Raw genomic sequence first — 24,226 nt, 5'->3', positions numbered from 1 at the left:
TTAAAGTATGCGGTTTATAAACTCATTTAAATAGGCCCTACAAGATCGATCTCACGAATTCGAGGAAGGGTGGAGACGGAAGCAGCGGCCTGCTCTTGAACTCCGGATGAAACTGCGTCGCGAAGAAAAATCTGTTTTCATTGTACTCTATTATTTCCACTCTCCTCCCCTCCTTACTCCAGCCGGAGATGGTCAGCCCCGCATCAATGAACTTGTCAATGTATGCTGGGTTTACCTCGTACCTGTGGCGGTGCCTCTCTCCGATCTCCTCTCTTCCGTATATTTTGTGGGCCCTCGTGCCTCTCTCTATTATGATTGGATAGCTGCCTAGCCTCATCGTTCCGCCGAGCCTATCAACTCCCTTCTGCTCTTCCAGAAGTGATACCACAGGATGAGGTGTGTGGGGATCCAGCTCGGTGCTGTTCGCATCCTTCAGTCCAAGTACGTTCCGGGCAAACTCAACCACTGAGAGCTGAAGTCCGAAGCAGATACCTAGCAGGGGGACATTGTTCTCCCTCAGATACCTTATTGCAGCGATCTTCCCCTCGCTGCCCCTCTTTCCGAACCCTGGAAGAATGACAGCTCCTTGAACGTCCGAAAGGGCGTCTTCCACCTTCAGCCTGCCTTCCTCTATATCGGTTGCCTCGATCCATTTGAGAATTGGTCGGGCTCCAAGGGCAGCGGAGGAGTGAGTTAAGGCTTCTTTGATGCTCAGGTAGCTGTCGTGGAGCGATGTGTACTTTCCCACCATAGCAATGCGGACTTCCCTCTTCGCTTCTTTGTACTTTCGAATGAATTCCCTCCAATCATCTAACTTTGGCTCTGAGAAGGACAAACCTACCTTCTCTGTGAGGTATCTGCTTGCCCCCTGCTCCTCGATTATCAGGGGGACTTCGTAAACCAGCTGGGCATCATGAGCGCTTATTATCCCCCTCTCCGGCACATTCGTGAACATGGATATCTTTCTCTTTATCTCAGGAGAAAGTTCAACGGGGCTCCTGCCGACTATCATGTCTGGCTGAATTCCGATCCTCCTGAGCTCATTAACGCTGTGCTGGAGGGGCTTGGTCTTGACCTCTCCAGTGGTTGGAAGAACCGGAAGATATGCTGTGTGGACATAGGCAACGTTTTCCTTGCCGTAGTCTATCATCATCTGCCTGGCAGCTTCGAGAAAGGGAAGCCCCTCTATATCACCAACCGTCCCCCCTATCTCTACGAAGGTGACATCGCTTCCATCCTTCTCTGAAACGTTCAATATCTGCCTCTTAATCTCATCGGTGATGTGCGGGATTATCTGCACCGTCTGTCCAAGATATTCCCCCTTCCTCTCCTTCTCAATTACGCTGCCGTAGATCTTCCCTGTCGTTATGTTGTTTTCCTTCGTCAGATTTTTCCCCAGGAACCTCTCGTAGTGACCAAGATCGAGATCCGTTTCCCCGCCGTCCTCAGTGACGAAAACCTCCCCGTGCATGTAGGGATTCATCGTGCCCGCATCGACGTTTATGTAGGGATCTATTTTTATGACTGTTACGGAGTAGCCCATTCTCGAGACCAGCATGGCTAAACTTGCCGTCGTTATCCCCTTTCCTATTCCGGACATGACACCGCCGGTTACAAAGACGAACTTCCGCAATTTTATCATGCCCTCTAAAAGGTTGCAGAAAGCGGATTTTAACGATGATCTCTCTGAAGCCGAGCGGACTCTTCGCAGAATGAGTTGCTTTCTTGAATGCTTTGACCGGAAAATCTTCGATTTTTAGAGAATTAGAGAGACTATCCCTATTACAGGTATCACAAAAGTCCTGTTCATTGGAGACCAGACCACCCCGATTATCCTGTCATATGTTATCCCCGGGCCTTCTACGAACTGGCCGAGAGCACTGTCATCTATTGGGTTGTTGTCTCCTTTTGTAACGAAGTAGAGGACATCCGTCTCATTCACTATTTTCACCACTCTGTGAATTATGTATCCCCCATAAATGCTCTTGTAAACGACTATGTCTCCAACTTTTATGTCCTGAGGCGACGCCCGGTATAGAAAAACGATGTCTCCCTCTCTGAGCAGTGGAAGCATGCTGTTGCCCTTTACAACCGCGATTGGAGCTTCTGTTCCAGTGGCGAATGACAGAATGGGCCTCGTCATAAGAACCAAAGCAATGAGCACTGCCAGCACGGCAACATCCTTTTTTGTTATGTACGCCATTTCTCCTTCACTTCAGCACACTCTGAAGGAAACAGCATATATTAAACTATTTTTGTTAACTCAAATTAACTTCTTTATTATTAAATTAACCAACCCGATGGTGGTATAGAATTGGAAGAAATCGGACACCCATGGATACCGAACGATAGCCGGGAAACCCTGCAGAAGATGCTCGAAGCAATAGGCGTGAAAGATTACATGGAGCTGTTTTCCGATATACCTCGGGAGCTCATTTTGAAGAGAAAGCTTTCAGTTGGAAGGGGAAAGCCTTTAGCATCTTCCGAGATCGAGAGAGAAATTTCTTCTTCCCTCGAAAGATCCCCACACATACCTCTGAACAGAAACTTTGCCGGCGGCCCCGTAGCTCCTCACTACACGCATCCGATCGTTGACGCCATAATTTCAAGAGGCGAGCTGCTCACTGCCTACACGCCCTATCAGCCGGAAATCTCCCAAGGCCTGCTGCAGATGCTCTACGAGTATCAAAGCGCAATGTCCATCCTCTATGGGGTTGAAATCGTCAATGCCGGAATGTACGATGGCGCGACTGCCTTGGCGGAAGCTTCCCTCATGGCTGTTCGAGTTAAGAAGGTCAAGAAAATACTGGTTCCAGATTCCCTATTCGATGAATACAAGGAAGTCATGAGAACCTATTTTCAGGGCCATCAGATAAAAATGGTGGAGTACGAACTTGATAGAGAAACAGGAGAGCTTACGGCCGAAGCTGCATCAATGTTCAGAGAAGAAAAAGCTGCAGCTGTTGTGATAGACCACCCATCAAACAGCGGCGCCATCAGAACATCTGCGCAGGAAATGGTTCAGGAAGCGCATGCATCGGGCTCTCTAGCCATTGTCTTTTCCGATCCCTCATCGCTGGGAATTTTGGCCCCTCCTGGGGAGCTCGGAGCAGATATCGTTGTGGGAGAAGGCCAGTCTCTGGGGCTTCCCATATATGGTGGAGGAATGCTCGTTGGGATCCTGGGAATCAGAGACGATAGGGAGCTTATAAGGAACCTACCGGGCAGGCTGATAGGAGAGACCGTTGATTCAGATGGGAGGAGGGGGTACGTGATGATCCTCCAGACGAGGGAGCAGCATATCAGGAGGGAGAAGGCTACATCGAACATCACTACTGGCTCATCGCTGAATTCCATAGCAGCTCTCGTCAACCTCGCTGTAAAGGGGGAATATGGTCTCAGAAAGGAAGGCATTGAGATTCTGGAGAAGACGGATGTGCTCAAGAGGATGCTGAGCAGAATAGGAGCCGAGATCGTCTATCCAAAAGCGAAGCACTACAAGAACGTGAAGTTCTTTCTGCCTTCTGGCACCGACGCGAAGGAAGCGCAGAAGAGAATAATCCATCGCTCAAACATCCTGCCTTTTTCGGTCTACCAAAGCGGGCTCATATCCTGTGCGACTGAAGTCCACAGTTATGAAGATCTGAGAGCGCTTGAAACAGCGCTCAAGGAGGGTGTGCTGTGATGGCCTTCAGGCAGGCGAAGTGGGAAGAGAAGCTCCTCTTCGAGAAGAGGGGAAAGGAAGCCCCAGCACTTGAAGTAGATCTGCCGCAAAAAATCAAGAGGAGCAGGCTTGAATTGCCTAATTTGAGCGAGCTCGAAGTCATCAGGCACTTCACAAGGCTCACTCAGATGTCCTATGGCATCGATGTCGGTCCAGTCCCTCTCGGCTCATGCACAATGAAGTACAATCCCAGAGTCGCCGCTAGGGCCCTGCAGTCGGAGAACATCCGCGATCTGCATCCACAGCTCATTCAGCAGGGCATTGCGCAGGGAATTTTGAAGATAATGCATGAGCTCCAGTACTGGTTGAAAGAGGTCACTGGAATGGATGCCTGCAGCCTGCAGCCTCCTGCGGGAGCCTCGGGAGAGCTTGGAGGAGTTCTGATGATAAAGGCATACCACAGAGATCGCGGGGAAGAGCAGAGAGATGAAATGATTGTTCCAGACAGCGCCCACGGAAGCAATCCGGCCAGCTCGGCGATGGGGGGCTTCAGGGTGGTTCGAGTTCAAACGAATGAAAGAGGCAACGTCGATATCGAAGCCCTGAGGGCTGTAGTAGGCAACAGAACTGCGGGGCTCATGCTGACCAACCCAAACACGCTGGGCGTATTCGAGGAAGAAATACTTGAGATAGAAAAGCTCATACATTCATCGGGAGGGCTCCTCTATTATGATGGAGCGAACCTCAACGGAATACTTGGAATAGCCAGGCCAGGGGACATGGGCTTCGATATAGTTCACCTGAACCTTCACAAGACATTCTCTGCCCCTCACGGGGGAGGAGGTCCAGGAGCAGGTGTTCTGTGCGCTAGGGGCGAGCTAGCTAAATATCTGCCAGGATTTGTTGTAGAAAGCAGAGGTGGGGAATACAGGCTATCTAAGCCTGAAAAAAGCATCGGAAGCCTGCTGGGCTCTCCTGGAAACCTGCCTGGGATGATCTACGCATACTCATTCCTCCTGGGATACGGCGAAGATGTCTGGAAAGTCTCTGTCCACTCTACTCTGAACACCAACTACTTCCTCTCTCTCATAAAGAACGTCGAAGGAATTGAAGTCCCCTACGGAAAGGATAGATTCAGGAAGCATGAAGCTGTCATTTCACTGAAGAAGCTCACTGAGAAGTATGGAGTGACAGCCGAGGATGCTGCTAAGTTCCTGCTGGAGAACGGGCTCCACGCTCCAACGGTGTATTTCCCACTGATAGTAGAGGAGGCTATGATGTTCGAGTTCACCGAGACTGAATCCAGAGAAGTTGTGGAGGAATATGCCGAAAAGATGAGGGAGTTCGTCGAGATCTCGAAGAAGGATCCCTCGAAATTGAAATCCATCCCGACAGCTACATCTTCGAAGAGGCTCGACCTAGTGAAGGCTAACCATCCTCAGACAATGAAGCCATCAATACTATTCGGTGCGAAGACCCTTGATGAAAAGATTTGAGCCTGAAAGCTGGAAGAGAATATATGCATGGATCAGATTAGTGCTTCCCCTGAACTTTCGAGCCGATGAGTTGCCTTCCAGGCTCTTTTCTGGGCTAGTGAGGCTGAACTCCGAAGCCTTGGAGAAAGGCTATGAGCTTTTGGAGGGAAGAGAAACAGCTGTGTTGGGGGCAGGTTCAGAGCTGAGTTTGCTCGAAAGCTTAGATGTTGAAAGGGTGGTCGCAGCCGATGCTGCCGCGTTTTATGCTGCGGACAAGCTCAAAAAGCCTCCGCACGTTCTGGTCACAGATCTCGACGGGATCTGGAAGGCTGGTATAGAAAAAACGAGGGGGATCCCCCTCATTATTGCTCACCTCCACGGCGACAACATTGAGCTTGCTGGCAAGTCCATAGAGTATTTTGAAAAAAACGGTGCCAGCGTTATCTATACGGTTCAAACAGACCCGGCCCCTCCTTTTTTCAATTTCGGCGGGTTCACAGATGGAGACAGAGCGGTCTTTGCTTCCCTCTTCTTTGGAGCAAGGAAGATTCTGGTATATGCTGTGGGGGAAAGAGCTTACCCCTCAGGAAGCTCGATGCCATCTGATCTGAGGGAGAGAAAATTCTGGATAGGTAAGAATATAATAGAATGGCTTTCGTGCACTGATGAAAGAGTCATATTGCCTCTTTCAAAAGGCATAGAGTGCTCGAAATTCCCTTGGGAGGTAAAAGAAGATGAAAGTTGGAGTAAAGGGAGTGACTTTTGATGCTTCTCACTATACACTGGAATCCGAAGGCAAGTGTGAGTCTCTCCACGGGCACACCTTCGAGCTGGAGGTTGAAGTGGAGGGAGAGCTGAACGAGAGAACAGGAATGGTAATGGACTTCTCAGAGCTGAAGAGGAGAGTGAGGGAAGTTGCTTTGGAGTTTGACCACAAATTTATAATTCCAGCCTCTCATGCAGAGCAGACGAAGCTCCAGGGCTTCTTCAGAGCAGATTTGAAAACCATAAACTACCCGCACGCCACAACAGAATATATTGCCCTATCTATACTGGAAAAACTGAAGGAGAAGATACCTGGAAGGATAACCGTCAGGCTCTACGAAGGGAAGAACAATTACGTTGAAGTGAGCACAGATGACCTTCACTAAGCTTTCTCCAGATATCCATGAGGACCCACCCGAGATAAGGATCCCGGTGAATGCTGCTGGAATAAAAGGCCTCTATATTGAAGCCAGCATAAAGATCGGTGAAGAATGCAGAAGCTACCCCATTAAGCTCAGTGTACATGTGGATCTTCCTGAGGATAGAAAAGGAGTGCACCTCTCAAGGCTAGCAAATTCCGTTATCGCCGAGGCCGAGAGAGGCTGTCTTGCCTTGGAAGACCTTTTGACGAGGATATCGAACAGGGCAGTGCTCGTTCATCCTCCTTCAAGCTATGCGGAAACCGAGGCTGAGATAGCCATTCCCCGAAATGGTCAGATGATCCCCGTTTCCTTCAGGATCAAGAGATATAGATCTGGAACGGAAAAATGGGAGATTTCCGTTGAGGTCGAAGGAAACACGTCGTGCCCCTGCGCGAAGGAAGTCTTCAGATTCTACGAGAAAACGGAGTGGGAGCTCACCCCAACCCACATGCAGAGGGCAACTGCTAGAATTGTTCTTGAAGGGGACTCTTCCTTCTCATTCAAAGATGCTATTGAGCTTGTGGAAATAGCAGAGTCTTCCTTCTCAGGCAGGCTTGAAATTTCCCTATCGAGAGACGAAGAGAAGGAAGCAATCAAAAAAGCAATCAACAACCCCCTCTTTGCAGAGGATTTAGCTCGAGTCATATCGTGGAGGGTCTCGAGAAGCGCTCCTGGCATAAAATCTAACAGGATAAAAGTAAATGTTGAAAGCTACGAGTCGATCCACCCATACAACGTCTTTGCAGAGGTTGTTCTCAGTGGTGAGGAGCTTAGGAATAGATCCCGGAACAAAGAGCTTTGACCTAGTTTTGCTGGACAACGGAGAAGTCGCTTGGGAGAGCTCCGTTCCAACGGAAGAAGTGGCATCGAGGCCAGACAGGCTGACCGAAGAGCTCAGTAGGCTGGAGAGAGAGGTCGACTTGATAGTGGGTCCTTCAGGATACGGGGCTCCCTACATATGCAATGACGACATCATCGAACCCAAACTTTTCGCTTCAGAAGTTCTCCTCCTGACAAGCCTTAACAAGCTTAAGCAGAGAACCGAAGACTTGGGCTTTGCGGTGTACAGAGCCCTCTACCGTCTGGTTGTGGAGCTCTGGAAGAAGAGGATGAATGTGTGCTACATACCATCAGTTAAGCAGCTTCAGACGGTGGACTTGAGCTACAAGATAAACAAGATCGATCTTGGAACAGCTGACAAGCTCGCTTCAGCTTTTCTCGCCTCATATATTCTGTACAATGAAACTGAGCATAGAGGCACCAGAAGGGATTTCTTTCTTCTGGAGCTCGGATTCGGCTACAATGCTCTAATTTCTGTGAGGGAATCGAAGATTGCTGGGGGCCTCGGGGGAACCTCTCTCGGCCCGGGCTTCCTGACTCCAGGCCCCCTCGACTTGGAAGTTGTGGTTTCTGGAAGGTGGAAAAGGAATTCTGTGTGGGTTGGTGGTGTGGGGAGCATATGCTCAGCAGAATCAATGAGCGACCTGCTTACAGGGGAAAAATCGATCGAGTGCTCTTCATATCTCAAAGCAATGATACTTTCAATTCGTTCTGGGCTGGCCTATCTTGGATTCTCCGGAAATGAACTTATCGTTGCAAGCGGCAGGTGGGCGGGCCCTGAGCTACTGAAGCTTATGGAGGAAGAGCTCGGAATAAAGTTCTTTCTTGCAAGACCAAAGCTAAAAGGCGCAAGGACTTCGAAAGAAGCTGCTCAGGGCATGGCCATGATTGGCGACGCTATTTCAGGCGGAAGGTACGCACCCCTCTTCAACTCAATGATGCTTATGAAAGCTAAAGGCACAGTGATGGACCACATCTATCTTCCGTCGCTGAGAGAAGCAGTTAGCAGGCATTTAGAAGCTTACAGGAAGAGCATCAAAGCTGACAAGGTTCACGAAATCTTATACTGAACTTTTCAAATTGTATGAGTTCCAATCTTTTCCTGTTACTGAGAGGCTTTACTGCCCAGAGAAAGCCCCTCGATAAGCTGTTCCTGAGGACGAAAATTATATAATCTAGCCTAGATCATCCAAGATAACTGGGGGTATCGGGCGAAGTCCGCCGAGGCTCTTAACCCGTAGGTCCCGGGTTCAAATCCCGGCGGGCCCGCCACAAACAGGGAAAAAGGGCTCTTTCCCCCAACTTTTTCTCAGCTGACAAACGAATACACGAGGTCTTCCATTTTTTCGAACTCAGGGGATCTTCTGTTTCTCGGTCTGGGCAGATCAACCTTTATTTCTTTGGCTATTCTGCTTGGTCTCGGAGTGAGAATGACGATTCTGTCAGCCAAGAAGATAGCCTCATCGACAGCATGCGTAACCATAACGATCCCTTTCAGAGGGGTTATGCCCGAGAGCCATATGTCGAGGATCTCCGCTCTCAGGGTTTCAGCTGTAAGCGGATCGAGGCTCGAGAATGGCTCATCCATAAGAAGTATCTCTGGCTGGATTGCAAGTGCCCTTGCGAAGTTGACCCTCTGCCTCATTCCGCCGCTCAGCTCGTGCGGATAGAGTTCTTCGAAACCGCTCAAGCCTACTAGCGATAAGTACCTCTTGGCCGTCTGTTCAGCCTCTTCCCTGCTGTAACCCATGTTTTTAAGAGGCAACGCAACATTTTCGATCACGCTCATCCATGGAAGGAGAGAAGGAAACTGGAACACGAATCCCATCTTCGGGATCCTGCCCTCAGCATATATTATTTCCCCTCTGCTGTATTTCTCCACACCAGCAATGATTCTGAGGAGGGTAGACTTCCCGCAACCAGACGGACCAAGAATGACGAGGAATTCCTTTTTGATATCCAGCGTGATACTATCTATTACCCTTATGACGCTGTTCTGCGAGACAAACTCTTTGGATATCCCCCTCAGCGATATCAGAACATCGCTCATAGAATTCCCCCTCATTCTATCAGATGGTACTTCTTTCTGCTGTATGAATAGAGCCAAGCCCAGAGCGTTCTGTTCAGTACAACAATGAAAGCTGTAAGGGTTATTATGTATACAGCAAGAGCTTCGCTGTCACCGGTAACTGTCGCATTTGAGATCAAATACCCTATGCCAAAAAATGTGATCAGCTGGCTTCCCAAGTTGGCGTATTCCGCAACTATTGTGGCGTTCCACGCTCCTCCCCAAGCTGATGACATGCCTGAGAGGACGTATGGAGTCAGCATGGGCACATATATGTTCAGGAACTTGTATCTTCCCTTGATTCTGTATATCTTAGCCATTTCCATCAGGTTGTGCTCCACTGGACCAACGCCTGTCAAAGCTATATTGAAGAATATGTACCAAATGGCTCCCTGGAATATTATCAGAAGGGACACCAAAACGGCGGGAAAGCCTCTTTCAAGCAGGACTATGAAAATCGGCCACCAGAGAGAGGCTGGAATGGAGGAGAGGAGCTCTCCTGAAAGAACGAAAAGCTTTCTATACAGAGCTTTCCTTTCATAGAGCAGATAAGAAACAAAGACTACAACGAAGAATCCTCCAATCAGCACAGCCGCTACTCTCACCAGAGAAAACGATATACCCTCAAGTGCCTGGATGGATAAAGGTAGCAACCTTTCCCTGTTTATGTTGACTTCTAGTTTGGGCACTTTTCCTGCGATGATGACTGCAGCAATCAGAAGCAGAATTGAAAGGATTGAAATCGCTGCCGCTTTCCCGCCTTTCTTAGTTGCTTTTTTGCTCTTGTAAGATCTGCCTGCTGTCTTTATCAGGAAATCGCTGAAGGCTCCCAGAGACCAGGCTAAGAATCCCCATGCTTTCTTGAAAGGCATATCGATTTTCGGAACGAACTCTCCACCTAAACCAGTTGGTAAGGCTATAACGTAGAAGGGATTCCAAATGAAAATGTAAGTCACCATGGATAAAACCAAAACTGATATGATCCCTATAGCTACCTGCCACAGGTTGCCAGAATCGAGTCCGAGCTGAACATAAGTTCCTATTCCTTCAAGCATGTAGTTCGTTGAGCCCATGACTATTATTTCGGATGAAATCAGAAAGAAAAGTCCGCCGGCCCACGATATTATTGAGTTCTTTGCAATGGCCGGCACCGCTGCCGGTATGTAAATTTTTGTAATTCTCGTCAAGAGATTGAATCTGTACACATCAGCCACATCCAAAATATACGATGGAATGAACTTCACGCTGGCGTAAACACCAAGAATGAGATTCCATGCTTGACTCGTAAATATGAGAAATATCGATGCTAGTTGCAGACCTACTGAAAGCGGAAGTGTTTGAACGAAAGCGTAAATTATGAGGGGAAAGAATCCCAAGATGGGGACTGATTGAAGGATATCAATTAACGGATACATTACTTTCTCGAACTTTTCGTTTCTCCCCATGGGTATTCCAATGAGCAGAGCTGCTATTACGGAAAAGATATAGGCAGCGAACAACCTGAAAGCGCTCTGCAGCACTGCTGATATTATCTCCAAGCTTTTACCCCATTCCCCCTTTAACGTGTGATAACGCTGATTTAAAACCTTTTTAAGCCTTCATGCTTTTTTAGGCTTGCTTCATTGGCTCAATTTTAGGGGCATGCCGCCTTCGCAATGAGCTGTTTCGAATGATAAGCTGATCTTGCTCTATAAAAAAGCTTTATTCAGAAAACTTTAAAGAGGTTGTTAGCCTTTTAATTTGGTTGGAGGATGAAGCCATAAGTTGAACGAAGGGAGAGCGTACGTTCTTCCAGTATCTCCTAAATGCATAAGCCTCGACCACGTTGTTGGCTTGATAGAAACACTCTACAGCCTCGGCGGAAAAGCGGATGCATCTTTCATAAACGATGTGACTGATGTCGACATCGATGTATTGACTCACGCTATTGACATATCGGAAATCTTCGGCCTGATAACATACAAAGACGGAGACATTGTACTCACCGATCTAGGTTTGAAGGCTTCAAGAACCCACTTGAGAGAGCTGAAGCAGATCTTGAAAAGCAACGTTATGAAAATTCACCCAATATCTGACCTGATCGAGAGGGCAAAGCAGAATGAAGAAAGTTCGGTGAGCGAAGAGGAAATCTACGAGATCCTGGGAAAATATTACAGTGAAAGTGAGCTGAGCAGAGCATTCAGATGCGTGATGCAGTGGATTTACTACGCAGAGCTAGGCAGCTGGGATCATGAGGAAGGCGTTCTCATAATAAAATGAGTTGCTATTTGCTATAAAAACTATTTAATAGTAATAGTATGTAATGACTAGAAAAGGACTTATAGATAAATCACTATTCTCTTTATGTTGCTCACAGTTATCTTCTTCACGCCTCTCTGCCCTGGCTTGTACGTGGTTTTCAAAAGTCCGGCTTCTTCAAGCTTTTTTATCTGGGCGCTGGCATTGGCCTTGCTCTGTTTTATGAGGTCAGCTATCTCTCCAACATCTGACTCGTGCTCCTTAATGTACTTCAATATGTAGAGGCGGGTGGAGTTAGCCAGCGCGGACGCTACCCTTACAATGTACTCATCTCCACTGACATATAGAGTTCCGTCTTTTTCGATAATCCCTTGCTTTCCAACAATTTCTTCATCTTCTTTAGTTTTTTTGACTTCCACTTTAATCACCCTTTCTAATAAAAAATTTTATTCTAATGTTTATTAACTTTTCTTTAGAATCGTCAACATAACGTATTACGTTCCATATTGTACAAATTTCCTTACACTTTTAGCAATAATTTTTAAAAAGAGACATCGCTAAAGATTGTTTTTAATAATTAAACACAATATACAATAATTAACATATTTTTTATTTCTAAATCAAAAGCTCCAGTTAACCTTATTTCTTTGGAAAATCAACGCAATGTCACGAAGGAATCCAGTTCATATGCCTTTCCTTTGTCTTTTTCGCCTGAAGGGGCAATAATTAAGTAGAGTTTGGGTGAAATACATTCACTGCTTCTAGAAGATACTCCTTTTTAAGAGCTTCAATCGAATAGTTGAAGTAAGGTGCTCGGTTTGAACCTTGGTGAAGTATATAAAAAAGTTCCCAAGGAGGGATTCAAAGTTCTCAGGCTTATCGACTCTCACCTGTCAAAATATGAATATCTTCCTCAGGGAATTATCGCTTCCAGAATGAAGCTCCCCCCCGGAAGATTGGAAGAGCTCCTGGAAACATTGGTTTCTCTTTCCTTGATAAAGAGGAGGATCGGCAGCAACGTGGGATACAGGCTGACCTACTTAGGACTAAGCATCCTCTCCTTGAAATCCCTCGTTGACAGAGGAATAATAGAAGCAGTAGGGGACAGGATAGGAGTTGGAAAGGAGAGCGACATATATGAAGCCCTTTCAACGACGGGAGAGAGGATCAGCCTTAAGCTTCACATGGTCGGTAAGGAGAGCTTCAAAAAGCTGGTTAGAGTCAGACACCACATTCATAAGGGAATTGTTGCGAACTGGTTGATTGAATCGAAGAAAAATGCCGCTAGAGAGTACAGGGCTTTAACCATCCTTTCCCAGTTTACCGAGAATGTCCCGAGACCCGTTGGCTACAATAGGAATGCTGTTGTAACTGAGTTCATCGAAGGATTGGAGCTGTACAGGATTTCCACGCTTTCAGACCCAATGAGAACTTTTTACAGAGTTCTTGATGCTGTGGCAGTTGCTTACAAGTGTGCTGGCATCATCCACGGAGATCTCAGTGAATACAACATAATGATCAGGTCGTTGGATGAAGAGCCTATCATCATTGACTGGCCTCAGTACATAACAAAAGAATCGAGCGGGGCCGCTGAAGCGCTCAGGAGAGATATCTGCTACGTTTCGAGATACTTCAACAGGAGGTTCGAGTTGGAAATAGACTGCTCAGCGGAATATGAAAAAATAATAACCGACAGTTACAATATAGAGTGCAGTAGTGCTTCCTCCAAAAAAACAGAAGGGAAATGAAAGAGATGGCAACTTCTGAGAAGGACAGCAAAGGCTCTCCTCCAGCTAACCAGAGCGATGAATGCTATTTGGGAGTAGACCTCTTCAAATATGAGAAGAATAGGAAGACCTATTCCGTTTCTCTCCTCTGCGGAGGCAAGCTAATAGCAAAATACGATGATATAGGCCTCGAGAGGATCATCAGGCTCTGCTGGGAGTGGAATGTAGTCAGATTAGCTGTAGACAATATCATGGAGCTCGCAGAAAGCAAAATTGAGCTTGGGAAGTTCGTTTCCCTGCTTCCAGAGAGGACTGAGATATATCAGGTAAATTTGAGCGAAAACCAGCTCAAAGACTTCAGGGGAATGCTCAGGGATCTCGGGATCTACACAGGCCAGCTCACACCATCGAGGACCGCTTATTATCTCTCTCTGCTTGCATCAAAGGGCGTTGGAGAAGAGGCCATAAAGAAAGAGGCTCGGACCAAAATCATCGTGAGGAAGAACAGAAACCTCAGCGCTGGAGGCATGAGCAGCAACAGGTACAGGAGAAAAGTAAGGACTGCTGTTCTCCAGATAGTGAATGACATAAAGGAATCTCTCGATTCTAACGGGTTCGACTATGAACTGCTATACAGAAAATCTGGAGGCGGTTTAGACGGTGCAACTTTCACAGTCTTTGCTCCGAGGGAGTCGCTGGAAGGAATAATAAGGCCCAAGATTGGAACGAGCGTCAGCATAGAGATCAAGTCTGAATATAAGATCAAGCTTCGCCTGGAGGAGAAGAGCAGGAGCGCGAGGCCCCTTATAGTTGGAATAGATCCAGGGATGACCTACGGAATCGCTGTTCTCGATATTGACGGGAGATCGGTATACAGCGGTTCCTGGCAGAAGATAGGGACCAGCGAAGTAATAGAAATGATTGAGAAGCTGGGCAAGCCGATAGTCGTTGCCACAGACGTCTTTCCAGTTCCGGAAAACGTGAAAAAGATAGCATCCAAGTTCGGGGCCGAGATCTACTCTCCGGACAGAGTGCTCTCGGTCGAGGAGAAGAGGGCGATCTCGGAAGAAGCGAAGAAGCGAGGCGAACTGCTCGATTACGATGCCCACGTGAGGGATGCATATGCTGCAGCATACATGGCTTACAGAGCATTTTCAAAGAAGCTCGAAGAGGTGAACGCCTATCTTCAGAAGACCGGACTCAACTTGTCTCCAGATAGAATCAAGAAGAAAATCATAGAGGGAAAATCTCTTGCCGAATCGGTAGAAGAGGAGCTCAGAGAATACCTTGAATCAGCGAAGCAGAGCATCAAGCTCGTGTTGCCTGGAGAGAGCAGGAGAGAGGAGGATAAAACTGGGCGGGAGGCAGTAGAAGCACTCAGAAAGGAGAACATGCTTTTGATGATCAAAATAGAGAGCCTAGAGAGAGAGCTGGCAAGGAAGGAGAAGGAGCTGGAACTTTACAAGAAGAACATACTTCAGCTAGACAGGGAAGACTACTTCACTAGGGAGTTGCACAGAATCAAGGCTGCTCTGGCAGAAGCAGAAAGGATGCTCAAGGAAAAAGAGAAAGCGATTGAGGCCCTTCAAGTTGAATATAATGAGCTCTACAGAAATGTCGAGAGAGTTCTGCAGGGAGAAATGACAATAGCATACTGCATCCCGAGCCTAACGAGAGGCAATATTGGAGGGATACTTTACGCGAAAGATAGGCTAGTTTTCCTGGAAAATCCAGATTCCTACCAGAGCGAGGCAGTCGAGGAATTAGCTGAAAAGGACATAGCAGCAATTCTCATTCGCGGCCCCGTATCCAGGAAAGGACTCGCTTCGTTGCTTGAAAGCAAAGGGATCCCGCTCCTCAGCATTGAAGGCTTTGAATCCTACAGATACGGCGATATTCTCTTTATATCAGCATTGATATACGATGAAGCCAGAAAAATGAGAGAAAATCTGCGAAAGGCGCTCGAAGAAAAGGAAAGAGCTAGAATTTTCTCGATGATTGAAAAATACAAAGAGGAGAGGCTCAAAGCCCACTCTAAAAAAATATTCTAGCTAGAATAGAGTTATCTTTCTGCTGAGGATTAGGTCTGTGTATTTTCTAATATTGGTGAGCTCCTCATCCACAATTGATCTCGCTATTTCCTTCATTTCGCTCGTGATGCTCCCCTTGGTGGGTGTCAGCTTTATTGAAGCGGCCAGCGGCTCATCTATTGGCCTCCCGATCTGCGAGAGAATTTGAATGCTGATGTGGACATCTGCATCCAGCTCTTCATAAATCCTCCTGCTTGCCACAAATGCTAATACATTGTAGATTTTTCCAACGTGATTGACAGGGTTCTTTCCAGCGGTTGCCTCCAGGCTCATCGGCCTCATGGGGGTGATTAAACCATTCGCTCTGTTCCCCCTTCCAGTAGCTCCATCATCTCCATGCTCAGCACTCGTTCCCGTAACCGTGAGATAGAATTTGCCCTTTTCTGGAAGGTCCCCGGTATTGAAGTGTATCCTAACTTTGTGGTTTGGAGCAATTTCTGAAGCTAGATTCTCAACTTCCTCTTTGACTTTCCTCTTCACTTCGAGGTATTCCTCAGGTGAGTGGACGAGTGAGCTGATTATAGCTCCTGCGATCGTCAGATCTATCTCGTTGTTCTTCCTCAACCCCATGACCTTAACATCTTCCCCGAGCTCTGGCACTCTTTTCTTGAAGTCTCTGCTGTTCAAGTATCTCTCAGTATTCAAAACGAGGTTTTCCAGGGTCGTGAGGGGGTAGAAACCAACGCCGAAGCTCGTGTCATTTGCCAATATCTTTTCTTCGTAGTCGAAAATTCCCCTCAAGTCTTCAGAGCCCTTGCCGATCTTGTAGTCCACAATGACATGCTCTTCAGGATTCAAATATCTGAGGTTTCTCGAAATCCAATTCTTGACAGCCTTCACGACTATAGTTCCTACCGGGACTTCCTCTATAGTGCCTCCTATATTGACGGAAGTTGTCGCCCTCCCGGAAACTATTATATAGATCGGCTGATTGACCTTCCCTCCTCCGAACTTAGGAGATGACTGCCCTCCCACCAACAGGACTTTGTCCAGGTTGTGGTGGAGAACCCTGCCGTAGTTCTTCTGGTAGTATTCCGAAAGGGCGAGGCTGGCTTCCTCGGAGGCCGAGTCAGCTATGTAATCGGGGTGTCCGACCCCCTTCCTTTCAACTAGCTCTATCTCCATCGATTCAGGTATCTGCCAGTTCACTTCCTCAACGAATATGTTCTTTGCCATAGCTCTTCACCGCGCTACATTCGAAACCTTAAGAATCGCATATAATAGGACAATTTAAATATTTTTTTTGATAGACTAGAATTTCTCAATCGTCGTAAAAATCAAACAATGCCGAAAATTGACCTCGATCTTTTTTGGCAAAATTACTGATTTTTGGGCACAAAAGTCAGTACTTCTTGTAGTCAATGCTAATGAAAAGTATTTGACTTCCTCTTATCAATATTGTTCCGTATTTGGCCTTTGGCTCTTCCGTCCTCTCCTTGACCTCAGTGCAGTTCTTCAGGATGACATTCATCGTTGCATCGCTGAAGTCGAGCTCTCCAATGTACTCTCCACCATCCTTCAGCTTTACAAGCACATTGTTTCCTTTTGCTTCCTGAAGGTACTTCAAGGGCAGTTGTATCTTTGAAGACATCAGTTTGAGCACCTTCTTTTGCGATTCGTATAGTATCAACCTACAATATTAAGCTTTTTGCTTATGAGTTTATTAAGTTAAATCTCATCGTCTTCATTCATCCTCTTCCTTATAAAGGAAATTGCGCATTGACTCCAGCGGTCTCCTCTCAACTCCGGTGAAGTCAGGCACATCGTAAACTCTCACTCCATACTTTCTCCCGATATCGTTCAGCGTCTCTATTCTGGAATGATAGCCATATTCCCTGGCGAAGTGATGGTCGACTATGAGCTCATTGAAGCACTTTTCTCTAATCATCGCTTCCAAATTCTTCAATCCAGACGATGAAGCACCGCTCTCCTCCTTGCTCAAGTAAACTGGAGGTCCGCTTATGTACAACAAGGACGGCCTCCTACGGCAGATCTTTGCTACTCCTTCCGGATCAATTGGACCTTGCGAGTCTGAGGCGAAGTAGTAGCTGTCTTCGCCATCTTCTATGTAGAAAAAAGCGACCTTCCCAAGCATCGTTTGCGGCTCCCCATGCCACATCAATCCATCCATGACTATCTTCAGGTCCTCAAATCTCATCTCTATGCTGTTTGACACGATCGGCACAACTCCTCGCTTCTTCAGCTCCCTGAGAAACATCATTCCCCTCAGCTTCTGGCTGTAGTTTATTTCGATTTCAGGATGCTTCATAACGACTGTCTTGCCTTTGAGAGAATCGATGAGAAAATCTTCAAACGGATAGTGATCTCTGTGATAGTGGGTTATCAGCACGACATTTGAGTCTTCCAGGCCTTCCTCTATCAGCCCCAATCTCTTCTCCAGCTCTTCTATTTCGAGCTGGTGAGGGGGGAGGCCGTACCTTTTGGGTGCAAGTGCAGCTCCGGGGTCTATAGCAATTTTGATTCCATCCCCAGCTGTGAAGAAGTTGGCCATGGATCTGACTCCAGTGCTGTCGGATGCTGGAAAAGACAATTTGTTCTTCAGCATTTTTGCGCCCGCCTGCTGTTTCGCCTGGCAATCAATATTTTTCTGCAACCATTATATTGTTTTTATCGCTTTTTCGCTCAATTAAGCAGCTGTGAAAAATCGAAGCCTCCTGAGCACCAATATTGAAAAATTCCTGCTGGTGCTACATTTTTTCACAATAACTCATTCATGCGTGTTTGACCTCTCGCAACTAATTTATAGCGCAAAAATATTTTCCTCAAAAAGAATATACCAGTCAGGTGCAAATGAGCTGCATGGTCTGCGTGAAACGGCTAATTAGCTGTTCGATCTCTTGCTGATGCGGCATATTGAGGCCATGAGTCCGTGAGCTCTTGTGTATAGAGAGAACAAGGTGGAAAATTCGCAATGGTTCTGAGGGATGTTGGATGCAATGGGAAAAAGAGGACGAACAGAGAGTACTCTCGGATGAAAAGTCGCTGGCACCAACAAGGGTAATAATGCTGAAGTATGATGCTACTGCTGATGGTTATGATGAGCTTTATCAGGATGAGCAAGGCTTAAAATATCTTGCTGCCTGGAAATTCATAACGAAAATGAGCGGAAAAATTGTGGATATAGGTTGCGGCACTCTGCTGTTTGAAAGATTTTTGAGCTCGTACGGGACGATAAAGAAACTAACCTACATAGTAGGGCTGGACATCAGCGAAAAAATGATGGAAGCAGGGATCTCGAAAATATTGCAAGATGATGAAATTTCTAGTAGGCTGGACCTGGTGAGGGGAGATGCTTCTAGGCTACCGTTCAGGGAACTTTCATTTGATTACGGGGTTTCCTTCACTGTGTTCACGCTATTGGACTCCGAGATAGTTGGTATAAGAGGAATGGAAAAAGTAGTGAAAAGAGGCGGAGTCTTCAGCCTGCTGAAGAAATTTGTGAAGAGCAGTTTAGAAAAATATAACCTCATGGGAGAAACAGATAAGGACTACATATACACATTCGAAAAAAACGTTTAGCGGTGCAAATCGCATTGTCTGTGCAGCAGAAAAAAGCAATGACTTCGGTCGATATAAAGGCCTGGATCGAGGAGAATTCAGGAAAACTGAGCGGAGCTAGAGTTCAGAACATTTACTTCGCAAGCGATCAAAAAGTAGCGCTATTTAAGCTCAAGATAGACGAATACAAATACCTATTGATAGAACCAGGAAGGAGAATATACCTGACGAGGTTTCCAATCGAGCATCCTGAATCTCCCAGCCTGACTGCCCTTTCCTTCAGAAAGCATCTGAGAGAGGAGATAATCGATAGAGTGGAGCAGATAGGCTTCGACAGGATAGTCAAGATCAGCTTCAGGAACGGCTTTTCGATTTACGCCGAAATTCTTCCCAGAGGCGAGATCGTTTTAGTCGATACGGATGGGAGAATAGTCCAGGCGACAGAATTCAAGAGCATGAAAGATAGAGAGATAAAGAGAGGACGAGCATATTCTCTTCCACCCATCATTGCTAAACCCCCTTCGGTTGAGGAATGCATCGAAAGGGCGAAAGGAGGCAGCGAAGCCTCTATATCGAGAGAGCTCGGCATTCCTCCCGAGCTGCTCATTGAGGCTGAGAGAAGAGGAAAAAGCTCTCCCGAAGAAAAGTGCCGGGAAGTAATGCAGATAGTGAGCGAAGCAGGCAAGAAAGGGGGCTTTGTTGTACTGAGAGGCGGTGTTCCATTATCCTTTCACCCCTTCCAGCCAACCATAGCGGACAGCGAGGATGAGGTGGTTGCATATGAAAGATTCAATGATGCAGTCGATGACTTCTACTTCAAGATATCATCATCAATGGAAGGGAAGATGAGCGAGGAAGAAGTCAGGCTTTCAAAATTGATCCAGGAAGTGGAGAGAGAAATTGAACAGAACGAAAAGAGAGCAGTCGAGCTGTACGAACAGGCTAAAGTGCTGATGAGCAGGTTGGAAGATCTGAGGGAGCTGAGGAGATGCATTGAGGATGCGAGAGAGAAGTTCGGTTGGGAGGGGATCGCAGAGCACTGTCCGAATATAGTCAAAATAGATGCCAGCAAAGGAAAAGCAACTATCAAAATTGATGGGAAGGAAGCAGATATTCCGATCAACCGGGATCCCTACAGCTTCATACAGGAAATGTTTGAGGAGGCAAAGAAGCTGAAGAAGAAGGCGGAGAGCGCCAAGCAGCATCTCGCTGAGCTGAGGAGCAGATTGAAGGATGAGTCCGAAAAAAGACTGCAGAAATTGGAGCTGATGAAGGCCGCCTACAGGAAAAAAAGCTGGTATGAAAGGTTCAGGTGGAGCTTCACAAGGAGCGGTTTCTTAGTAATTGCTGGAAGGGAGCTGCAGCAGAACATGACCATTGTGAGGAAGTACCTGAAAGAGGAAGACATTTATCTCCACGCGGATATCCACGGAGCACCTTCAACAGTCTTGCTGAGTGAGGGCAAGACCCCCTCAGAAGAGGACATCTATGATGCAGCAGTTATAGCGGCATCCTACTCTAAAGCATGGAGCCTAGGTCTGCCTTCCGTAGATGTTTTCTGGGTAAAAGGGAATCAGGTTTCCCTCTCGCCACCCTCAGGGGAATATCTGAGCAAAGGCAGCTTCATGATTTATGGGCAGAAGAACTATGTAAAAGGTGTGAGACTGATTCTGTACATAGGTATCCAGCAGATGGAGGATGGTTCTCTGAGGCCCTTTGTAGGTTCTGAGGAATCCGCAAAAAAGAACTCCATCCCCGTGGCATACATAGTTCCTGGGGAACAGCCTCCAGAGGAGGCGTTGAAGAAGCTCATAGCAATAGGAAAGAAGAATGGAATGGATCTAGGCCCACTGTCGGAAGATATAAAGCTTATTCTGCCTGGAAAGTGCAGAGTATTTCCTCTGCCATCTTCTCATACCTGAACACTGTGCTTTCATTTGTAAACGAGAAAACCTTTCATGATTTTGATCGCAATGACTTCTCTATCATTGGCCTGGTAGATATCCGTTCACGCTCTGAATTAAAGTGAAACTTATAAACATAATTAGGATAGATATCTATAAAATCATGTGGTGTACTGGCGTGGTGCAAACCAAAGGAGTTACTGTGGATGAGTTGATGAGCTCCAACTTGATTACTGCATATCCCGATGACCCTCTCGACAAAATTGTCGATCTTATGCTGGAAAACGAAGTAGGCAGTGTGGTTATTGTTAACGAAAAGGGAGTGTTGCTGGGAATAATAACCGAAAGAGATCTGATCACGAAAGTCCTAAAAATGAAGCGCAACCCATCTCAGCTTAGGGCTAAAGACATAATGACGTCCCCTGTTGTGTATGTTGAATCTGGGACGCTCGTTGAAGAAGCCGCATCGATCATGCAGCAGAAGAGAATAGGCCACCTCCCGGTTGTAAAAGGTGGAAGGGCCATTGGGATTATCGCAGAGGGTGATATAATCTCTCTGGCACCAGAGTATCTTCAGCTCTTGCGGATAAAGAAGAAGAGATCGAAGTGAAGCATTTTTATCTCTCGTTTCGCGGTTCAAAAGTGGCAAAAAGAATTGTCTCACGAAACTAAGTTCAGCATGCTTGTATGGGATTTCAACGCAGCGGAGATCTTAATTCCCTGTAGGAAAATTCCTCGCGCTGCCATAAACCAAACTATACAGCATCTCTCATAATATGTATAACTTTTCTATAATTTATAATCAGTAATAATACTTGCACATAAAAATTCATATCTTTTTCATAAAGACTTTTATATCTACAGGAATAAAATAATATAACGGTAAGGTGATTCTCATAGGAGAGGTTATTAATAGAACCAATGTTATAAAGCCTACCGTTTCTTCTTTCGCTAAGAAGAATATCCCATTCCTGCTCAGAGAAGAAAAAGCCCTGAGAGCCAGGGAATTAATGAGGGAGTCTTTTCTCAGGGTGCTCCCCGTAGTCGAAAGCAGCTCCTTCAGAAAAGTTATTGGGGTTGTCCACAGAATAGATCTCCTCAATATATCATCCACGAGATCTAACTTGACTGTTAATGACGTAATGAGCAGAGATTTCTTGTCGTTTGATGAAAACGATGATGTCATCGAAGCTCTCGAAGCCATGCTCAATAACGGAGAGTGGTATTCTATCGTAGAAAAGAAGAACGGTGAGCTGGAGGGAATTTTTGGGCTGGAAAGCGGAATAGCCTATCTATCCAGCAGCAGGAAAGAAGCACTCTCTGCGCCTATCGACGGAATATACATACGCGATCCCCTTGCCGTATATGAGGACGACGAAATCTCCAAGGTATGGTATTTGATGCTGAAGCACAAATATGCCGGCTTTCCGGTAATCAGTAGGAAGAACCTTCTGGTAGGCGTAATTACTCAGCATGACCTTCTGAGGAAAGGCTACTCCCGCCCAGTCCTCGAGTCTTCATCTCCAAGGAGAATCGAAGTCAAGGATGTGATGACAACTCCACCTATTGCAGTAGAACCGAACAGCAGTATAGGTGAAATAGTAGAAATTATGCTGAAAAAGGACATTGGAAGAGTGTATGTTGCGGAAAGCAGAAAGCTCACAGGCGTCATCGACAGAGAAGACGTGGTTAGATTTCTTCTGAAAAAACATTGAGGGGGTAGACGACTTGTCCTTTTATCCTAGGTTCGATAAGCACAGATGGCTTAGGAGCGATGGGAAGCCCGAATTTTCATCTAAGTTGTACAGGATCGAAGGGGATCTGGAGAGGCTTGCTAAGAGGCCTGCTCTCACTATATCGCACTCTTCCCCGGTAAAGGAAGCTCTGGAGAGGATGAACACTCACAAAGTGAGGAGCCTCGTTGTAACCTCGGGAGACAAGTATCATGGCCTCCTTCTCGCCGAAAACATTCTGGAATATCTCGGCGGCGGAGATTCATACAACATCGTCATAAACAGATATGAAGGGAACTTCTTCAAGTGCCTGGAGGAGCCTGTGAAGAGCCTCATTTCACCGAGTGCCCCCTCGGCTTTGATCAACTCGAATCTAAGCGAAGTGGTGGAAATCATGGTGAGAGAGAGGGCTTCTATTGTTCCGATCCTCAACAAGGACGGGACAGTATACGGTGTCGTATCTGAGCACGACATCGTCGAGCTTTTGATGGAGAAGCGAACTGGTGTCGCCGCAGAAGAGATTTCTTCACAGATCATATCGGTAAACACGTTTGATCCGATACTTGAAGCAATGAGGAAAATGGTTTCTCTAGGAGTCAGGCAGATATTCGTGAGGAATGAAGCTGAGCAGATTGTGGGAACCATAAATGTCAAAAGGCTTATAGCATACTTCGGAAGCAGCGAAGTCTACAGATGGGTGAAGAAAGGGTATGTAACTGAAGCGAATTCAGCCTCAGTTGGCACCCTCGCTTCCTACAATCTCGTGAGGATACCAGCCTCGATGGACGTTGGAGAGGCGGCAAGGATAATGTTCGATTCTGGTTCAAGTTCAGCGCTAGTTCTTCAGGATTCTGAGGAAGTCGGGATGATAAGTGAGCACGACATTTTTTATGCTTTAGCCCTTCCTCTCAAATAGGAGCGAGGTGGTTTGGAATGCCTCCAAAAGTAATGGACTACATGTCATCACCTGTGATAGTGATTTCACCAAATGACATGCTCTCTTATGCCAGAAACCTGATGCTGAAGAATGGGATCAGCAGTCTAGTTGTTGTGGAGAAGGAAGCACCTGTGGGAGTCCTGACATCAACAGATTTTCTGAAGACTATGAGCAGGGGAGAGCTTGCGAGGAGGCCGTGGAACGAGATAGTTGTGAGAGAAGTGATGAGCGAGAATCCATTAACGATCAAGATGACGTACTCCATTATAGATGCGGCAAGGATAATGGTAAAAAATCAGATCAGCACCCTTCCGGTTCTCGACGGTGAGGGAAAGCTTGCAGGAATAATAAAGAGAACCGATTTGACTAGAGCGTATGCAGAGAATTTCCAGAACAAATTCCGCGTAGCTGAGCTCATGGATCCCTCCCCTCCAACTGTCTCACCATTCCAGCCATTAACAGCTGTGCTGGAAAAGATAGGCGAAAAGCCTTACTACAAGGTCTTGGTGGTTGATGGGGAGCGCCTTCTCGGCGTTATCGCTAAGAGAGACCTCATATTCATCGATGCTTCAATATTCGCAGTAAACGAGAAGTATATAAAGAGGGATACTCCCCTCGAAAAGGGCAGGACTGGAGGGGTTCGATACTATCTCATCCCCCTTGCCTCTGATATAATGAGGACCAATGTCATCACGACAAACGAGGAAGCTGATGCAGCTGAGGCGGCGAGGATAATGAGCGAGAGGGGGATCGGCTGCCTGCCCGTGATAGCAGAAGATAACAGCATCAAAGGCATAATAACGAAGCATGAAATAACTGCCGCGCTATCCAGAATGTGAGGGAG

Annotated in this window: 23 protein-coding genes; 15 read left to right on the top strand and 8 right to left on the bottom strand. The window is 46.6% G+C overall.

Annotated features, from left to right (window positions below; all coding sequences use genetic code 11):
- Window positions 1–37 precede the first annotated feature (37 nt).
- Window positions 38–1,633: a CTP synthase gene (gene pyrG / locus ACLGLO_RS07925; protein WP_492129177.1), complete on the bottom strand. Its 1,596-nt coding sequence runs from the start codon at window positions 1,631–1,633 to the stop codon at window positions 38–40.
- A 123-nt stretch (window positions 1,634–1,756) separates the two neighbouring features.
- Window positions 1,757–2,203: a signal peptidase I gene (locus tag ACLGLO_RS07920; protein WP_492128347.1), complete on the bottom strand. Its 447-nt coding sequence runs from the start codon at window positions 2,201–2,203 to the stop codon at window positions 1,757–1,759.
- Between the two features lie 111 nt (window positions 2,204–2,314).
- Between ACLGLO_RS07920 and gcvPA the strand changes: the two genes are divergently transcribed.
- The 6 genes from gcvPA to ACLGLO_RS07890 all read left to right on the top strand — a co-directional run bounded on the left by gcvPA (window position 2,315) and on the right by ACLGLO_RS07890 (window position 8,236).
- Window positions 2,315–3,685, top strand: a complete 1,371-nt coding sequence (gene gcvPA / locus ACLGLO_RS07915; RefSeq protein ID WP_492128346.1) for an aminomethyl-transferring glycine dehydrogenase subunit GcvPA — start codon at window positions 2,315–2,317, stop codon at window positions 3,683–3,685.
- A complete protein-coding gene (gene gcvPB / locus ACLGLO_RS07910; RefSeq protein ID WP_492128345.1) occupies window positions 3,685–5,160 on the top strand; it encodes an aminomethyl-transferring glycine dehydrogenase subunit GcvPB in 1,476 nt (491 codons plus the stop codon). The genes gcvPA and gcvPB overlap by 1 nt, the downstream gene beginning before the upstream one ends.
- Window positions 5,161–5,230: 70 nt before the next feature.
- Window positions 5,231–5,905, top strand: a complete 675-nt coding sequence (locus ACLGLO_RS07905) for a hypothetical protein (RefSeq protein ID WP_492128344.1) — start codon at window positions 5,231–5,233, stop codon at window positions 5,903–5,905.
- Window positions 5,874–6,290 (top strand): 6-pyruvoyl trahydropterin synthase family protein, encoded by a 417-nt coding sequence (locus ACLGLO_RS07900; protein WP_492128343.1) that lies wholly within the window; start codon window positions 5,874–5,876, stop codon window positions 6,288–6,290. The genes ACLGLO_RS07905 and ACLGLO_RS07900 overlap by 32 nt, the downstream gene beginning before the upstream one ends.
- Window positions 6,277–7,128, top strand: coding sequence for a GTP cyclohydrolase, FolE2/MptA family (locus ACLGLO_RS07895; RefSeq protein ID WP_492128342.1), 852 nt, complete (start codon window positions 6,277–6,279; stop codon window positions 7,126–7,128). Before ACLGLO_RS07900 ends, ACLGLO_RS07895 begins: the two co-directional genes overlap by 14 nt.
- Window positions 7,085–8,236, top strand: coding sequence for a DUF1464 family protein (locus tag ACLGLO_RS07890; protein ID WP_492128341.1), 1,152 nt, complete (start codon window positions 7,085–7,087; stop codon window positions 8,234–8,236). The genes ACLGLO_RS07895 and ACLGLO_RS07890 overlap by 44 nt, the downstream gene beginning before the upstream one ends.
- Window positions 8,237–8,475: 239 nt before the next feature.
- Here ACLGLO_RS07890 and ACLGLO_RS07885 read toward each other — a convergent pair whose 3' ends face one another.
- Together ACLGLO_RS07885 and ACLGLO_RS07880 are read right to left on the bottom strand one after the other, a co-directional pair.
- Complete coding sequence (locus tag ACLGLO_RS07885) at window positions 8,476–9,216, bottom strand: ABC transporter ATP-binding protein (protein ID WP_492128340.1); 741 nt, start codon at window positions 9,214–9,216, stop codon at window positions 8,476–8,478.
- Between the two features lie 11 nt (window positions 9,217–9,227).
- Window positions 9,228–10,772: an ABC transporter permease subunit gene (locus ACLGLO_RS07880; protein ID WP_492128339.1), complete on the bottom strand. Its 1,545-nt coding sequence runs from the start codon at window positions 10,770–10,772 to the stop codon at window positions 9,228–9,230.
- Between the two features lie 226 nt (window positions 10,773–10,998).
- Here ACLGLO_RS07880 and ACLGLO_RS07875 point away from each other — a divergent pair, with 226 nt between their 5' ends.
- Entirely contained in the window at window positions 10,999–11,493 is a 495-nt protein-coding gene (locus tag ACLGLO_RS07875) for an AAA-associated domain-containing protein (protein ID WP_492128338.1), read from the top strand.
- Between the two features lie 59 nt (window positions 11,494–11,552).
- Here the strand turns inward: ACLGLO_RS07875 and ACLGLO_RS07870 are convergent, their stop codons facing one another.
- Complete coding sequence (locus ACLGLO_RS07870; RefSeq protein ID WP_492128337.1) at window positions 11,553–11,891, bottom strand: ArsR/SmtB family transcription factor; 339 nt, start codon at window positions 11,889–11,891, stop codon at window positions 11,553–11,555.
- Window positions 11,892–12,290: 399 nt separating this feature from the next.
- On the opposite strand from ACLGLO_RS07870, the gene ACLGLO_RS07865 reads away from it, so the two are divergent.
- Together ACLGLO_RS07865 and ACLGLO_RS07860 are read left to right on the top strand one after the other, a co-directional pair.
- Window positions 12,291–13,220, top strand: a complete 930-nt coding sequence (locus ACLGLO_RS07865; protein ID WP_492128336.1) for an RIO1 family regulatory kinase/ATPase domain-containing protein — start codon at window positions 12,291–12,293, stop codon at window positions 13,218–13,220.
- Window positions 13,217–15,250: a DUF460 domain-containing protein gene (locus tag ACLGLO_RS07860; protein ID WP_492128335.1), complete on the top strand. Its 2,034-nt coding sequence runs from the start codon at window positions 13,217–13,219 to the stop codon at window positions 15,248–15,250. Before ACLGLO_RS07865 ends, ACLGLO_RS07860 begins: the two co-directional genes overlap by 4 nt.
- On the opposite strand, the gene ACLGLO_RS07855 is transcribed toward ACLGLO_RS07860, so the two are convergent.
- The 3 genes from ACLGLO_RS07855 to ACLGLO_RS07845 all read right to left on the bottom strand — a co-directional run bounded on the left by ACLGLO_RS07855 (window position 15,251) and on the right by ACLGLO_RS07845 (window position 17,855).
- Window positions 15,251–16,465, bottom strand: coding sequence for a methionine adenosyltransferase (locus ACLGLO_RS07855; RefSeq protein WP_492128334.1), 1,215 nt, complete (start codon window positions 16,463–16,465; stop codon window positions 15,251–15,253).
- Between the two features lie 166 nt (window positions 16,466–16,631).
- Window positions 16,632–16,880 (bottom strand): LSM domain-containing protein, encoded by a 249-nt coding sequence (locus tag ACLGLO_RS07850; protein ID WP_492128333.1) that lies wholly within the window; start codon window positions 16,878–16,880, stop codon window positions 16,632–16,634.
- Window positions 16,881–16,973: 93 nt separating this feature from the next.
- Window positions 16,974–17,855: a hypothetical protein gene (locus ACLGLO_RS07845; RefSeq protein WP_492128332.1), complete on the bottom strand. Its 882-nt coding sequence runs from the start codon at window positions 17,853–17,855 to the stop codon at window positions 16,974–16,976.
- Between the two features lie 386 nt (window positions 17,856–18,241).
- Here ACLGLO_RS07845 and ACLGLO_RS07840 point away from each other — a divergent pair, with 386 nt between their 5' ends.
- The 6 genes from ACLGLO_RS07840 to ACLGLO_RS07815 all read left to right on the top strand — a co-directional run bounded on the left by ACLGLO_RS07840 (window position 18,242) and on the right by ACLGLO_RS07815 (window position 24,221).
- The gene (locus ACLGLO_RS07840) at window positions 18,242–18,829 is read left to right on the top strand and encodes a class I SAM-dependent methyltransferase (protein ID WP_492128331.1); all 588 of its coding nucleotides are present in this window, start codon (window positions 18,242–18,244) and stop codon (window positions 18,827–18,829) included.
- 20 nt (window positions 18,830–18,849) lie between these two features.
- Window positions 18,850–20,730, top strand: a complete 1,881-nt coding sequence (gene rqcH, locus ACLGLO_RS07835) for a ribosome rescue protein RqcH (protein WP_492129176.1) — start codon at window positions 18,850–18,852, stop codon at window positions 20,728–20,730.
- A gap of 160 nt (window positions 20,731–20,890) precedes the next feature.
- Window positions 20,891–21,322 (top strand): CBS domain-containing protein, encoded by a 432-nt coding sequence (locus ACLGLO_RS07830; RefSeq protein WP_492128330.1) that lies wholly within the window; start codon window positions 20,891–20,893, stop codon window positions 21,320–21,322.
- Window positions 21,323–21,599: 277 nt separating this feature from the next.
- Window positions 21,600–22,427, top strand: a complete 828-nt coding sequence (locus tag ACLGLO_RS07825; RefSeq protein WP_492128329.1) for a CBS domain-containing protein — start codon at window positions 21,600–21,602, stop codon at window positions 22,425–22,427.
- Window positions 22,428–22,440: 13 nt separating this feature from the next.
- Window positions 22,441–23,361 carry a CBS domain-containing protein gene (locus tag ACLGLO_RS07820; protein WP_492128328.1) on the top strand — a complete coding sequence of 307 codons (921 nt, stop codon included), beginning with the start codon at window positions 22,441–22,443 and terminating at the stop codon, window positions 23,359–23,361.
- A 17-nt stretch (window positions 23,362–23,378) separates the two neighbouring features.
- Window positions 23,379–24,221, top strand: coding sequence for a CBS domain-containing protein (locus ACLGLO_RS07815; protein ID WP_492128327.1), 843 nt, complete (start codon window positions 23,379–23,381; stop codon window positions 24,219–24,221).
- Window positions 24,222–24,226: the final 5 nt, after the last annotated feature.

The sequence above is a fragment of the Fervidicoccus sp. SLHALR4 genome (assembly GCF_058692745.1).
The sequence above is the reverse complement of the archived record's forward strand: the minus strand, read 5'-3'. Positions and strand labels throughout refer to the sequence as shown.